Source organism: Synechococcus sp. 'PEA 65AY6A-5F PE A' (assembly GCF_047462575.1).
Lineage (GTDB): Bacteria > Cyanobacteriota > Cyanobacteriia > Thermostichales > Thermostichaceae > Thermostichus.
Genome location: NZ_JAOALE010000002.1, coordinates 102,817 through 115,729 on the forward strand (window position 1 = coordinate 102,817; position 12,913 = coordinate 115,729).

The following is a 12,913-nucleotide window of genomic DNA, read 5'->3' on the forward strand; positions in this document are numbered from 1 at the left end:
GCCGCAAAGCGGGCAGGGAAGAGAGGGCTTTGCTCAAACGCAAGGAGCTGGGAATAAGATGACACCGCTGGGCTGGGCTAGCCTCACGCTTCTGGGTATTGTCTTAGATCTTTGGGCTCTTCTAAGGTTCGGCTGGCGCTGGCGGCGGATCAAGGGATCGCTGGCAACTTCAAGCCCGGAGGCCCGTTTCCGCGCGGCTCTAGAGGCCAGCCTGGATGCCATCTATCTCTTGGAGGCGCTGCGGGATCCCCATACCGGCGAGATCATCGACTTTGTCTTTGTGGATGTCAACGCCAAAGGGGAGGAGCTAATTTCCCGCCGCCGCGAGGAGATCCTCGGCCAGCGGCTGTGCGAGCTGCTGCCCATCAACCGCACGGGGGGCTTTTTTGAAAAATACAAGCGGGTGGTGGAAACCCGCACCCCCCTGGAAGAGGAGTTCCCCATCTCCGGCCAGCCGGGCCTAAAAGCTCGCTGGATCCGCCACCAAGTGGTGCCGGTGGGGGATGGGATCCTCATCACCAGCCGCAACATCACCGAGCAGGTTGAGAGAGAGCAGGCGCTGCAGGAAAGCGAGTCCCGCTATCGCGCCCTCTACGAGGCAATCCCAGACATGATTTTGGAGATTGCTGCCGACGGTCGCATCCTCGACTGCAAGCCGCCCCGCTACTTCGCTACTCTGCGCCCCCCCGAGGACTACATTGGCCGTCGGCTCCAGGAGATTTTGCCTGCTGCGTTGAGGGAGCAATGCGAGGTTCTGGGAAGGCGGGCTCTGGCCAACCAGAGCATCGAATACCTGGAGTACGAGATCGAGCTGCCAGGCGGGGTGCGGCAGTATCAGAGGGCCTGTATCGTTGCCCACGGCAGCGAGAAGCTCTACGTCCTGGTGCGGGATATCACCGAGCGCAAGCGGGCCGAGCTGGCTCTCCAAGCCGCTGAGGAAAAGCAAAAGGCCATTTTGGCGGCCATCCCAGATCTCATCTTTCACCTCGATAGCCAGGGCATTTGCCTGGGAGTGAGCTGCGGGCGGGAGGTGCGGCCCTACGGCCTGCCAGAAACTTACCTGGGGCGCTCACCCCAAGAACTCCTGCCGCCGGATCTGGCGGAGCAGCGGCTTGCCTATATTCGCCAAGCCCTGGCCACCCAGACCCTGCAGCGCTACGAGCAAAGCCTGGAAATCGACGGCAAGGTGCGCCACGAAGAGGTGCGCATTGCCCCCCTAAACGAGCAAGAAGTAGTGCTCATCATCCGCGACATCACGGAGCGGGTGCAGGCGCAGCAAGCCCTGCAGGAGAGCGAGCAGAAGTTCCGCGCCCTGTTTGAAAATGCGTCGGTAGCCATTCTCATCCGCCACGCCGAGACGGGCGAGATCTTGGAGGCCAACCCGCGCGCCCTTGTCGCCTATGGTTTTTCCAGCCTGGAGGAGCTGCGGGCCTTCGACGCCTCGGAGCAGTCCCCCTATCGCCGGGCCCTGCAGGGGGAGGAGTTCTCGCTGCAGACCTACCTGGAGCAGGCCCGCCAACAGGGATCCGCCCGCTTCGAGTGGCACTGGCAAGGTCGAGATGGCCGGGAGGTTTGGGAAGACGTTTTTGTCCAGCCGCTGGTGCTGCGCGGGATCCCTTGCTGGGTGTTTACCGCCGTCGATATCACCGCCCGCAAGCAGGCAGAAGCCGAGCTGGAGCAATTTTTCTCGGTAGCTTTGGATTTGCTCTGCATTGCCGACAAGGAGGGGTATTTTCGCCGCCTCAACCCGGCCTGGGAGGCCGCCCTGGGCCGTTCCCTCGAGGAGCTGCAGCAGCATCCCTTCTGGGAATGGGTGCACCCGGAAGATCTGCCGGCCACGCAGCAAGCAGTGCAAAAGCTGCTGGAAGAAGGGCGTCTGGATGGCTTTGTCAACCGTTACCGCACCCAAGACGGCAGCTACCGCTTTATCGAGTGGCGCGCTTCTTTGGCGGGATCCCTGGCCTACGCCGCCGGGCGGGACATCACCCTGGCCAAGCAGGCCCAAGAGCAGATGAAGGCGGCTATGGAAGCTGCCGAGGCGGCCAACCGCGCCAAGAGCGAGTTCCTGGCCACCATCAGCCACGAGATCCGCACGCCCATCAACGCCATCATGGGCATGGCCGGCCTGTTGCTGGATACCTCTCTCGATGCCCAGCAGCGGGATTGGGTGCAGACCATCCGCTACGGCAGCGAGGTGCTGCTCAGCCTCATCAACGACATCTTGGATTTTTCCAAGATCGAGTCCCAGAAGCTGGAGCTGGAGGAAACGCCCTTCTCCTTGCCCCAGCTCATGGAGGAGCTCTTGGATCTCATGGCCGCCCAGGCCCAGAGCAAAGATCTGGAGCTGGTGGCCTGGGTGGATCCGGCCCTGCCGGCCACCCTGGTCGGGGATCCCAACCGCCTGCGCCAGATCCTGGCCAACCTCCTCAGCAACGCCATCAAGTTCACCCCCCAAGGGGAGGTGGTGGTGACCGTCGAGGCCCAAGAGCAAGATCCCCAGGCCCAGGTGCAGTGGGTGAGCTTCCAGGTGCAGGACACCGGCATCGGCATCCCGCCGGAAAAGCAGGATCGCCTCTTCAAGCCCTTCAGCCAGGTGGACAGCTCCATCAGCCGCCAGTACGGCGGCACCGGCCTGGGGCTGGCCATCAGCCAGCGCCTCTGTCAACTCATGGGCGGAACGATCTGGGTGCAAAGCCAGCCGGGTCAGGGATCCACCTTTGGCTTCCGCATCCCCCTGAAGCTTCCGGATGCGGCCCTCTGGGCAACCCCCACCCCCGACCCAGCTCTGGCCGGCCAGCGGGTTTTGCTGGTGGAAGACAACGCCAGCCAACGGCAACTTCTTGCGCGCCTACTGCAGTCCTGGGGGATGCAGGTAACAGCCTGCAGCACGGTGGCGGAAGCCCAAGCCATAGCCAAGGCCCAGACTTTTGAGCTGGCCCTGGTGGATACCAGCCTGCCCGACGGCGATGGACTGGCCCTGGCCAGGGCTCTGCAGCAGGAGCAGCCCCCCCTGCGGCTTGTGCTGCTGGTGGATCGCAGAGCCGCTTTGGCAAGCGCTGGCTCTCTTCCTGCCTTAGGTAAGCCGGTCAGGGCTTCTCAACTGCGGGCTCTGCTGGGCCAGGAAAAAGTGCCTGCGGCTGCTTCCCACTTGAAACCCCAGCTCCCTCTGGCCAGCCGCTGCCCGTTGCGCATCCTGGTAGCCGAAGACAACCCCGTCAACCAAAAGGTCATCCGCCTGATGCTGGAGCGGCTGGGCTATCAGCCGGACATCGTGGCCAACGGCCTGGAAGCCCTGCAGGCGCTGCAACTGCGCGCCTACGACCTGGTCTTGATGGATCTGCACATGCCGGAGCTGGACGGCCTGGCCGCCACCCGCCGCATCCGCAGCGAACTTCCCCCAGAGCGCCAGCCGCGCATCCTCGCCCTCACCGCCGATGCCTTCCTGGAAAGCCGCGCTGCTGCCGAAGCCGCCGGCGTCGATGGCTACCTGACCAAGCCCCTGCAGCCGGCTGTGCTGGAGCGGGCCCTCCAGGAAGCTGCTCTCGATTTTGTCGGGGATCCAAAGCCAGAGCCGGCCCTGGATGCCGCTGCCCTGGCCAGCCCGCAGAGCATGCTGGGATCCCCGGAAGACTGGCAGGAGATGATCCAAACCTACCGGCAAGACAGCCAGGCCCTGCTGGGATCCCTGCGCCAGGCCCTGGAGAGCCGGGATGTCCAAACCGTGGCCCAACTGGCCCACCGCCTCAAGGGCAGCAGCAGCACCTTGGGGGCCAAGCTCTTAGCTCAACGCTGCCAGGCGCTGGAAAAGCTCGTTCGCAAGCCATCGGCCAACTCTGTAAACTGGGATACCATAGAGCAGGCCTTCCAGCGGTTGGAAGCCGAGTACCAGCGGGTTATCCTCGAATTATCGGCTAGCGCGCCAGGACCGCTTCTTTCTTCTCCAGGGGCCCATGCAGAGGCTTGAGAGCAACCTTTCGGCTGGATCCGTTCCTCAGACCGGAACGAGCTCTGCTGCGGCAGAGAAGCGGCCTCTCCTCCTCATTGCCGACGATGATCCCAGCCAGCGGCTTTTGACTCGCTACGCCCTGGAGCGGGAGGGCTACCAACTCGTGGAAGCGGACAGCGGCTTGGCGTGTCTAGAAGCTGCAAGCCGCTATCAGCCGGACATGGTGCTCCTCGATGCGGTGATGCCGGATCTGGATGGGTTTGAGTGCTGCCGCCGCCTCCACGCCCAAAACCCGGACTTGCCGATTTTAATCGTCACGGCTTTGGAAGACGAAACCTTTGTCAACGAGGCCTTTGCAGCCGGCGCCAGCGACTACATCCCCAAGCCCATCCACTGGTCGGTTTTGAAGCGGCGGCTGCGCCACTTGCTGCAAGCCAACCAGGCCCAGCGCCGTCTGCAGCAGCTTAACCAGGAACTGGAAGCCAAGGTACAGGAGCGCACCGCCCAACTGGCCTGCCAGGTGGCAGATCTGGAGCAGCTCAACCGCCTCAAAGACCACTTTTTGGCCACCGTCTCCCACGAGCTGCGCACCCCCCTGACCAAGATCAAGCTGGCCCTGGAACTCCTGCGCCGCACCCCCCTCAACGAGAAGCAGCGGCAATACCATGACATTGCCCTGCAGGAGTGCGAGGCCGAAATCCAGCTCATCAACCGCCTATTGGATCTGCAGGGCCTGGAAGGGAAAGACCTGGGCTCTGCCGTTGCAGCTATTGACCTGCCCCACCTCTGGCACAGCTTGATCGAGTCGGTGCAGCAATGCACCCAGGCCCGCTCCCTCACGCTGCAGGTGGGGGATCTGCCCCCCTCCCCCTGGCGGTTTTACAGCCATCGGCAGCTCCTGACCCAGATCCTCAAAGAGCTGCTGGACAACGCCTGCAAGTTCACCCAGCCAGGTGGCACGATTCGTCTAGAGGTTCAGCCAATCCCTGAAGGGGTTGAGTTCAGGATCGGCAACACCGCTCAGATCCCGCCCGACCAGTTGCCCCGCCTGTTCGAGCGCTTTTATCGGGTGCCCACTGCGGATCCCTGGGCCCAGCCGGGCAGCGGCCTGGGGCTGGCCTTGGTGAAGCAATGGGTGGAGCGCCTCCAGGGTCACATTCGAGTAACCAGCGAGGCGGGGTGGACATGTTTCCTGCTGCGCCTGCCCAGCCTAAAGCCCTCTGGCAGGACGTGATCAGTGGCCGACGGCAGCGGCGGTTTCGGCAGTGGCAAAGGAAGTGCCGCAGCCGCAGCTAGCCACCGCATTGGGGTTCTTGAAGCGGAAGCCGCCCCCCAACAGATCCTCGGAGAAATCGACAGTCAGCCCTTGAATAAAGGTCATGCTCAAGGGATCCACCGCCACCCGAATCTCGCCAAAGTCAAAGGTATGGTCGTCAGGGTTGGCCTGGGGCTCGAAGTTCATGGTGTAGGAGAGGCCGGAGCAGCCGCTGGGCTTTACCCCCAGGCGCAAGATGGGTTGGGATCCCTCTTTCTCATACTTGCTGCGCAGCCGCTTTAGCTCTTGGATGGCGCTCTCGGTCAAGGTGATCATGGCGGGAAAGCTGACACTTACTTTTATCCTAACAGGGGTTTTGGGCCGCCTTTTCCCCTCGCGCGGCAGGAACAGTTGATAAGCTAGGGATCCCGTTTCCTCAAGCCTAACGTTCTGCCCTTGTGATGGATCCCAACGCCATTCGTGTTACCTTTCTGGGCACCAGCTCCGGCATGCCCACCCGCCAGCGCAATGTCTCGGGCGTGGCGGTGCAGTTTCCGCAGCGGTCAGAATGGTGGCTGTTTGACTGTGGCGAGGGCACCCAACACCAACTGCTGCGGCTAGACGAGCTGCGCCCCAGCCAGTTGCGCCGCATTTTCATCACCCACATGCACGGGGATCACATCTACGGCCTGCCAGGGCTGTTGGCCTCCTGCGGCCTGGGCAGCACCCCCCAACACATCGACATCTATGGCCCCCCCGGCCTGGAAGAGTACCTGAAGACGGTGCTGCGCTACAGCGAGAGCCGAATTCCCTATTCCTTCCGGGTTCACACCGTCGAAACAGGGCTCATTCTTCAGGATCCCGAGTACTGGGTCTTCTGCGCCCCCCTGGATCACCGGGTGCCCGCCTTCGGCTACCGCGTGGTGGAGCAAGACCGGCCCGGCACCTTCGACGTGGCCAAAGCCCAGGCAGACGGGATCCCGCCCGGCCCTCTCTACGGGCAGCTCAAGGCCGGCCAATCCATCCTCTGGCAAGGCCGCTGGTTCCACGGGCGAGATTACGTAGGGGCTCCGATCCCAGGGCGCAAGTTCTCCTACTGCACCGACACCATCTTCTGCCGCAACGCCGTCGATCTCTCTCGCGCCGCCGATCTGGTCATCCACGAGGCCACCTACGCCGAAGCGGATCGGGAGCTAGCCGAGCGCGCCAAGCACTCCACCGCCGCCATGGCCGCGCGGGTGGCCGCCGAAGCCAAGGCCCAGACCCTCATCCTCACCCACTTCAGCCCCCGCTACACCTCAGAGGGCCCTATCACTTTGGAAGACCTGCTGGCCGAAGCCCGGGCCATTTTTCCCGACACCATCCTGGCCCGGGATCGGATGACCTACGAGATCCCGCGCCGCAGCCCCGCTCCCCTGCCGGTGGGAGTCTAGACCTGCCTTGCTAGCTAGAATGATAGGACCGACAGCCTCAACCTGCGATGACGGATCCCAGACCCTATCCCGAACGGCCCAAAACCGAGCAACTGGAGCAAAACGCCAGCGAGTGGCAGGCCTTCAGCGCCTTGCCCCCCGCCACCTCTCTGCCTCCTGTGCAAGCCGAGCGACCGGCTTCTCAAGCAGCCAGCGTCCCCCAGGCTGAGGAAACCCTGCCCAAACTGGCCCCCTGGGGCAAACGGATCGGAGCCTTTGCCCTGGATTTTGGGCTGGGGCTGGGGGTCTCCTACCTGGCGCAGGGCCTGGCTTCCCTGGTGGGAGCCGATGCGGGCGCCGTGGATATGACCGGCTACATCGCCTTTTTTGCCACCTGGTTGGTGAACCGCGGCTACTTCCAATCCCGCCCCGCCGGCCAAAGCCTCGGCAAATGGCTGCTGAACCTCAAAACCCTGGATCCCGAAACCGAGGCCTCACCCCATCTGGTGCGCTCCCTGGCCCGCGAAGGGGTGCTCTCGCTGTTTATCCTCACGGAAGCCCTGCTGGTGCCTTTGGCTGCCGATGGCCTGTTCGCCCTTTTCGATAAAGAAAAACGCCAGAGCATCCACGACCGCGCCGGACGCACCCTGGTGGTGGAATCGGAGCGAGGCTACCACCTGGATGAAAAAGCCCTGCGGCTGCTGCAGGAAATTCTGGAGGGAGAAGCCGCCGAGGACGTCAAGTCCGCTGCTCGCGACCTGTTGCGCAAAGCTCAGCGCAACGAAACTGTGCGCGATCTTTCCAGACAGATGCAGCGCCTGAGCAGGGACGTGGATCGGAACACCCGCGCCCTCCGCCAACAAACCGGCAGGCAAGTCAAAAACTGGGTTGATTCCGTCAAAGAAAAGTTGGATAATTGGTGATCGCGCTTGCGAGGTAGCCCATCTCCAACCTCGTTGGCTGGGGTTTTGGGGATCTCGAGCCGACTTTCACCTCCATCTTGGGATCCACTATGGCCAAAGCAAAGGGTGCCCGCATCATCATTACCCTGGAATGTACGGAGTGCCGCACCAACGTCAACAAACGTTCTCCGGGGGTAAACCGCTACACCACCACCAAAAATCGCCGTAACACCACGGCCCGCTTGGAGCTGAAGAAATTCTGCCCCAAGTGCAACCGCCACACCGTCCATAAAGAGATCAAATAGTTCAAGACGCTTTACCGTTCTCCTGACCTATGGTTTACGCTCGTCGCCGCCTGTCTCCCATCAAACCGGGAGAGCCGATCAAATACACCGATGTTGAGCTGCTCAAGAAATTTGTAACCGAGCGCGGCAAGATCCTGCCCCGCCGCATCACGGGGCTGACTGCCAAGCAGCAGCGGCAAGTCTCCAAAGCCATCAAACAAGCGCGCATCCTAGGCCTTCTCTACTTTGTCAACAAAGAAGGGTAAGTTGCTGTCTGCTTTCTCCGGATCCCGATGAGCCTGCAGCTTTCGCCGCAATTGCAAGCTCGAATGGCCCAGCCCCTTGAGATTGGGGGGGTAAAGGTTTTTAGTCGTGTCTTTCAGGCACCCCTGTCAGGCGTAACCGACAAAGTGTTTCGGGGGTTGGTACGCCGCTTTGCCCCGCAAAGCCTGGTCTACACCGAGATGGTGAACGCCACCGGGTTGCACTATGCCCGCGAGCTGCCCCGCATTATGGAAGTGGGTGAAGGAGAACAGCCCATCGGCATCCAGTTGTTCGACTGCCGGCCCCACTTTTTGGCCGAAGCGGCTCGCATGGCCGTGGATGAGGGGGCGACCTTGGTGGATATCAACATGGGCTGCCCAGTAAACAAGATTACCAGAAACGGCGGCGGCTCTGCCCTGCTGCGGGAGCCGGACACGGCAGCCCGGATTGTGGAAGCGGTGGCCAAGGCTGTACCTGTACCTGTTACAGTGAAAACTCGCCTGGGCTGGTCAGATCAGGAGATCAACATTCTGGATTTTGCCCATCGGCTGCAGGAGGCTGGAGCGCAACTGCTTACTTTGCATGGCCGCACACGCGCCCAGGGCTTTAGCGGCAAGGCTCGCTGGGATTGGATCCGCCGGGTCAAAGAGCACTTACGCATTCCGGTGATCGCCAACGGCGATATTTTCTCGACTGATGCAGCGGTAAAGTGTCTGGAGGAGACCGGAGCCGACGGGGTGATGTGCTCCCGCGGCACGATGGGCTACCCCTTCCTGGTGGGGCAAATCGATCACTTCCTGAAAACCGGCCAAGAAAGGCCGGCTCCTACCCCCCTGGATCGGATTCAAATGGCTTTAGAACACTTGCGGGGCCTCTGGGAGTATAAGGGAGAACGTGGCATCCGTCAGGCCCGCAAGCACATGACCTGGTACATCAAGGATTTTGCCGGCGCCTCTCAGTTTCGCGCCCTTCTCTGTCGCATCGAAACCTTGCAAGAAGGGGAAGCCCTTCTGCTTCAGGCCATGGAGCGCTGCCAAGAGGCCCCGCTGCAACCGGAAGAAGTAACTGAAGACTCAAACGAAGAGCAATTTGAAGAGACTACCTGAAATTGAGTGGGGGATCCTTTTACCCTGACGGCTGGGCGGTAGCCAATCGGTCTTTGACCGCCGTTTGCAAACGGTCGTTTTCATCTTGAAACAAGGCATCCACGCTTCTGGAGAAGCGACCCTGACTTGCTATGGGCAGTTGAGCATAAGCAAACTGCTCCGGCTGAGGCCGAAATGACAGTAACCATGCCAAACAGAAGCTCGCGGTCAGCAGCTTCAGCCGCACCTGAGCTCGATGCGAGCTTTTGGTCTGGCGGGCCTGGCCAGCCTCCCGCAGGCTGCCACGGTTTTCCCGAGCAGCCTGTGGAAAACCTGTGGAAATCCCCCGAAGGCCGCCCCCAGCCTTCATGGGATCCCCAGACCACATCTAGAGCAACGAACCACTAGATTAGAGCATCCCACACTGGTCGTACGTTAAGTTTTATAAATTTGTCAGGGAATAGCAACATTTTCATCCCCCTCAGCCTGTGGAAAACTTGTGGAAAACTTCAAAAATCTGTGGAAAACTTGTGGAAAAACCTCCCGAGTTATCCACAGAGTATTTATACCTTGTGGAAAGTTGGCCAAGTTATCCACAGTTTTTCCACAGGTGGGGAATACGATCAAAAGCTTGTGGCGCAAGGTTTTTCCGATCAATTTCCACAGTTTCCACAGCCCCTACTACTACTAGATTAAAAAATTAAATTGGGTAGGGATCGTGATTTTTAACTTTATCCTGCGCGCGCGAGGAAAATTTTTTGCAAAACTCGTCTGGGCAGGGAGGGATCCGTGGGAAGCAGGCGGTGTAGGATAGGCGTATTCAGCTCGCAAGTCCCCTGATGGTGCAAGCTCAACGTCCTGCGGATTGGGAAGTCGAAACCGGATCGCCCGCGTCTGCCCCGCGCGACGGCAGGTCTGGGGATCCCTTCCCCGTCAACAGGACAGAGTCCTTCGGCAAGGCTGTCGACCTACCTGCCGGTTGTCTTTGCTTCACCTGTGAGCAAGCTGAGCTCAGCCACCACCTTGCTGCAGTTAGCCGAGCCGTTGCCAGCCGTCCTGCCCTGCCAGTTTTGGCCAACGTGCTGGTAGAGGCAAGTGCAGAGGCACAGCGGGTTGCCCTGACGGCCTTTGACTTGAACTTGGGCATTCGCAGCGAGTTCGAGGCCGAGGTGAAGGGATCCGGTCGCACCACTCTGCCGGCCAAGCTGCTCAGCGACATCGTCAGCCGTTTGCCTAGCGGCCCGATCGGCCTCAGCCAAGTGCCGGAGAGCGCTGCCGTGACCCTTACATCGGCCGCCGGCCAGTACCAGCTACGCGGCATGCCTGCGGAAGAGTATCCCACCTTGCCCGAGATAGCGCCCCGTACTGCCGATGCCGATGCTGAGGAGGAGAGCTTAGCCGCCCAGATCCTTGAGCTGCCCATCGAGAGCCTGCTGCAAGGGATTGGCCAAACCCTCTTTGCCGCTTCCGGTGATGACACCAAGCAAGTGCTTACGGGTGTACATGTCAAGCTCTTGACCGGGGATCCGCCGCGGCTGGAGTTTGCGGCCACCGATGGACATCGCCTGGCGATAGTTCAGGTGGAGGCGGAAGGGATCCCAGTTGATTTGGCGGCTGGGGGGACGAAGCTGGATTTCACCATTCCCGCTCGGACTCTACGAGAGGTGGAGCGCATCCTCGGCGCCCAGACGGCTGCCTCCGCGGTGGAACTGCGGTTTGACCGGTCGCAGGTGCAATTTATTTTGCCCCCTGGCGCCGGCAGCGCTCAGTGCCAGCAGCGGATTACCAGCCGCCTTTTGGAGGGCCAGTACCCCGACTACAACCGCCTGATCCCCCGGCAATTTGAGCGGCATGTAACCCTGGAGCGTCGGCCTTTGATCGAGTCCTTGGAGCGAGTGGGGGTGTTTGCTGCCCAGCGGAACGACATCATCAAGTTCAACCTTTCTGAGGCAACCCAAACCCTACGCATCAGCACCGAGGCGCCCGATGTGGGCAGCGGCGAGGAATCTCTGCCGGTACAGATGTCCGGCCCTGACCTGGAGCTGGCTTTTAATGTGCGCTACCTGCTGGAGGCCCTTAAGGTGTTTCATACACAGCAGGTGAGCCTGGAGCTGAACGGCGCTACCCAGCCGGCCATCTGGAAGCCGATTGGAGCGACGCGCCTCTGCTATTTGGTCATGCCGGTTCAACTGCGGGCTACCTAGCCCACCCCAGCCTGACCCAAATCGAAGATTGGCCTCAGTTGCTCCCCTGACCTGTCCGGAGAGGAGAACAGGTGGCTGCCGATAGCAGCTCGAGCAAACCGGTGGGTAAACTCCTGCACCAAGTCCACCCGCCCTTGGCGCAAAACGGCCGGCTCCAGGCGCTCGGTCGTGTTGCAGGTCATTAACACCACCAACCTCTGCTCGCAGTCGAGATAATCGGGAGCGAGCACGCTTTGGTGAAGGGTGCCATCTATCAGGCTGAGGATGCGTTCGGTTTTGGTGCTCTGCTGGGCTACCTCGCTGGCTCGGTCTTGGGCGAGGTGATCGGCTTCGTTGATGATCAGGCAGACCCCCTCCAGGTAGGGGGGCGCGATGAACTCCTGCACGGCTTCGTGATCCAAGATGAGCACCGCATAGCGCAGGGGCCCCAGCAGCTCGTGGGTCACTGCCTGCGTCCATCCCGTTTTGCCCGTACCCGGGATCCCGTGCACCAAGACCGCCAATCGCTCCTGCTGTAGAAGCTGCAAAGGCCTGAATTTCGGTGGGAAAAGAACTGATTGGATAGGGGCTGTGGATTTGCCCGATCCGGCTTTGGTAGCCGCTCACCATCACTGCCAGATTGTAAGTAACCTTGCGAACAAGGGCCTGAGAGCCACGCCCAGCAGGGTGTAGCGGCGGCAGTTGTGATAGGTGGCCTGAACTTGTAGCCAAATCTGCGGCTCCGGTCAGAAGGCATAGGTGGTGCCCAGGCTGCTGATTTCCTCCCAACTGCTGAACCGCTCGACTGGATGGTAGAAGTAGCGCTCCATATGGAATTGCGCCAACTGCACCAGTCGCCCCAGATGCGCTAAAACTCTGAGAACGGTCATTTCCTGCAGGCGCCTTAAAACGTCATCGATGGGAACTTGATCCCGGCTCACCTGCTGCTGAATCGGCGTCTGCGTGGAGAGCTGATCATGAAATACTGTATGGTCGGGGCTGGGCAGAGGTGGAGTGACGCTATTCCAAAACCCTTCGATCTTGTAACAGGTATTCTCTGAAAGTTGAGAAGCGCGCTGTACTCTCTACGTCCTACCGCATTGGCAATATCGCTGCACACATCTCCAAAAATTTTTCGGCCAACGCCCAGGGATCCCGCACAGGAATACTCGGCATCGAAATGGCGGTACAGGGGTTTCCACCCGGATTGCAGTAGGTTGTGCCGGTAGCTGGGGTAATAGTCTTCGTAATCGTTATCCAGGCAGGGTTAGGGTCTGAGAAGAGGGGAAGCCAATAGGGGGTGCTAGGGCGTGGACGACTGAAAGAGCTGGGCTGTTGACGATTGCAGGGAATCCAAACGGCATGAGTCAAGAGTGTTCTGGGTGTGGTCAGGTGGTTCCCAAAAAACTCCACGAAAGGTGGCACGATTGCCCCTACTGCGGGCTAAGCCTGTCACGGGATCACAACTTGGCGAGGGGAATCAAATCCAGAGCGGTGGGGCATCCCGTTCTTAAAGCTCAGGAAACGCCCGCTGCGATAGCAGGGATCCCTGTTCGCGAAGCGTGGCGTAAGCCATGAAGCC

Annotated in this window: 13 protein-coding genes; 9 read left to right on the forward strand and 4 right to left on the reverse strand. The window is 60.8% G+C overall.

The genetic code is table 11. The features are described 5' to 3' along the window. The first annotated feature begins 58 nt into the window (after nucleotides 1–58). Nucleotides 59–3,964, forward strand: coding sequence for a PAS domain S-box protein (locus tag GG26_RS01275; protein ID WP_414388522.1), 3,906 nt, complete (start codon nucleotides 59–61; stop codon nucleotides 3,962–3,964). After that, nucleotides 3,951–5,180 (forward strand): response regulator, encoded by a 1,230-nt coding sequence (locus GG26_RS01280; RefSeq protein WP_099812046.1) that lies wholly within the window; start codon nucleotides 3,951–3,953, stop codon nucleotides 5,178–5,180. The genes GG26_RS01275 and GG26_RS01280 overlap by 14 nt, the downstream gene beginning before the upstream one ends. On the opposite strand, the gene GG26_RS01285 is transcribed toward GG26_RS01280, so the two are convergent. Then, nucleotides 5,181–5,537: a HesB/IscA family protein gene (locus GG26_RS01285; protein WP_011430489.1), complete on the reverse strand. Its 357-nt coding sequence runs from the start codon at nucleotides 5,535–5,537 to the stop codon at nucleotides 5,181–5,183. It lies immediately after the preceding gene. Between the two features lie 140 nt (nucleotides 5,538–5,677). Here GG26_RS01285 and rnz point away from each other — a divergent pair, with 140 nt between their 5' ends. From rnz to dusB, 5 genes are all read left to right on the forward strand, one after another. Continuing rightward, nucleotides 5,678–6,634: a ribonuclease Z gene (rnz, locus tag GG26_RS01290; protein ID WP_414388580.1), complete on the forward strand. Its 957-nt coding sequence runs from the start codon at nucleotides 5,678–5,680 to the stop codon at nucleotides 6,632–6,634. A 47-nt stretch (nucleotides 6,635–6,681) separates the two neighbouring features. After that, nucleotides 6,682–7,536: an RDD family protein gene (locus GG26_RS01295; RefSeq protein ID WP_228375219.1), complete on the forward strand. Its 855-nt coding sequence runs from the start codon at nucleotides 6,682–6,684 to the stop codon at nucleotides 7,534–7,536. Between the two features lie 89 nt (nucleotides 7,537–7,625). Continuing rightward, nucleotides 7,626–7,820, forward strand: a complete 195-nt coding sequence (rpmG, locus tag GG26_RS01300) for a 50S ribosomal protein L33 (protein ID WP_011430486.1) — start codon at nucleotides 7,626–7,628, stop codon at nucleotides 7,818–7,820. A gap of 29 nt (nucleotides 7,821–7,849) precedes the next feature. Then, nucleotides 7,850–8,065 (forward strand): 30S ribosomal protein S18, encoded by a 216-nt coding sequence (gene rpsR, locus GG26_RS01305; protein WP_011430485.1) that lies wholly within the window; start codon nucleotides 7,850–7,852, stop codon nucleotides 8,063–8,065. A gap of 27 nt (nucleotides 8,066–8,092) precedes the next feature. Then, complete coding sequence (gene dusB, locus GG26_RS01310) at nucleotides 8,093–9,169, forward strand: tRNA dihydrouridine synthase DusB (RefSeq protein ID WP_240530973.1); 1,077 nt, start codon at nucleotides 8,093–8,095, stop codon at nucleotides 9,167–9,169. Nucleotides 9,170–9,188: 19 nt separating this feature from the next. Here the strand turns inward: dusB and GG26_RS01315 are convergent, their stop codons facing one another. Next, a complete protein-coding gene (locus tag GG26_RS01315) occupies nucleotides 9,189–9,518 on the reverse strand; it encodes a hypothetical protein (RefSeq protein WP_011430483.1) in 330 nt (109 codons plus the stop codon). A gap of 469 nt (nucleotides 9,519–9,987) precedes the next feature. Here GG26_RS01315 and dnaN point away from each other — a divergent pair, with 469 nt between their 5' ends. Next, nucleotides 9,988–11,352 carry a DNA polymerase III subunit beta gene (dnaN, locus tag GG26_RS01320; RefSeq protein WP_099835900.1) on the forward strand — a complete coding sequence of 455 codons (1,365 nt, stop codon included), beginning with the start codon at nucleotides 9,988–9,990 and terminating at the stop codon, nucleotides 11,350–11,352. Here the strand turns inward: dnaN and GG26_RS01325 are convergent. Both GG26_RS01325 and GG26_RS01330 read right to left on the reverse strand, forming a co-directional pair. Further along, nucleotides 11,349–11,855 (reverse strand): AAA family ATPase, encoded by a 507-nt coding sequence (locus GG26_RS01325; RefSeq protein ID WP_414388526.1) that lies wholly within the window; start codon nucleotides 11,853–11,855, stop codon nucleotides 11,349–11,351. The two genes, dnaN and GG26_RS01325, sit on opposite strands and share 4 nt — an antisense overlap. A gap of 222 nt (nucleotides 11,856–12,077) precedes the next feature. Next, nucleotides 12,078–12,221: a hypothetical protein gene (locus GG26_RS01330; protein WP_168175288.1), complete on the reverse strand. Its 144-nt coding sequence runs from the start codon at nucleotides 12,219–12,221 to the stop codon at nucleotides 12,078–12,080. A gap of 403 nt (nucleotides 12,222–12,624) precedes the next feature. On the opposite strand from GG26_RS01330, the gene GG26_RS01335 reads away from it, so the two are divergent. Continuing rightward, nucleotides 12,625–12,909: a zinc ribbon domain-containing protein gene (locus GG26_RS01335; protein ID WP_206336883.1), complete on the forward strand. Its 285-nt coding sequence runs from the start codon at nucleotides 12,625–12,627 to the stop codon at nucleotides 12,907–12,909. Nucleotides 12,910–12,913: the final 4 nt, after the last annotated feature.

Excerpts from the sequence above, each read along its gene's own strand:
- GG26_RS01275 (WP_414388522.1), top strand. The coding sequence starts at position 59 with ATGACACCGCTGGGCTGGGCTAGCCTCACGCTTCTGGGTATTGTCTTA.
- GG26_RS01280 (WP_099812046.1), top strand. The coding sequence starts at position 3,951 with ATGCAGAGGCTTGAGAGCAACCTTTCGGCTGGATCCGTTCCTCAGACC.
- GG26_RS01285 (WP_011430489.1), bottom strand. The coding sequence starts at position 5,537 with ATGATCACCTTGACCGAGAGCGCCATCCAAGAGCTAAAGCGGCTGCGC.
- GG26_RS01295 (WP_228375219.1), top strand. The coding sequence starts at position 6,682 with ATGACGGATCCCAGACCCTATCCCGAACGGCCCAAAACCGAGCAACTG.
- rpmG (WP_011430486.1), top strand. The coding sequence starts at position 7,626 with ATGGCCAAAGCAAAGGGTGCCCGCATCATCATTACCCTGGAATGTACG.
- rpsR (WP_011430485.1), top strand. The coding sequence starts at position 7,850 with ATGGTTTACGCTCGTCGCCGCCTGTCTCCCATCAAACCGGGAGAGCCG.
- dusB (WP_240530973.1), top strand. The coding sequence starts at position 8,093 with ATGAGCCTGCAGCTTTCGCCGCAATTGCAAGCTCGAATGGCCCAGCCC.
- GG26_RS01315 (WP_011430483.1), bottom strand. The coding sequence starts at position 9,518 with ATGAAGGCTGGGGGCGGCCTTCGGGGGATTTCCACAGGTTTTCCACAG.
- dnaN (WP_099835900.1), top strand. The coding sequence starts at position 9,988 with ATGGTGCAAGCTCAACGTCCTGCGGATTGGGAAGTCGAAACCGGATCG.
- GG26_RS01330 (WP_168175288.1), bottom strand. The coding sequence starts at position 12,221 with ATGACCGTTCTCAGAGTTTTAGCGCATCTGGGGCGACTGGTGCAGTTG.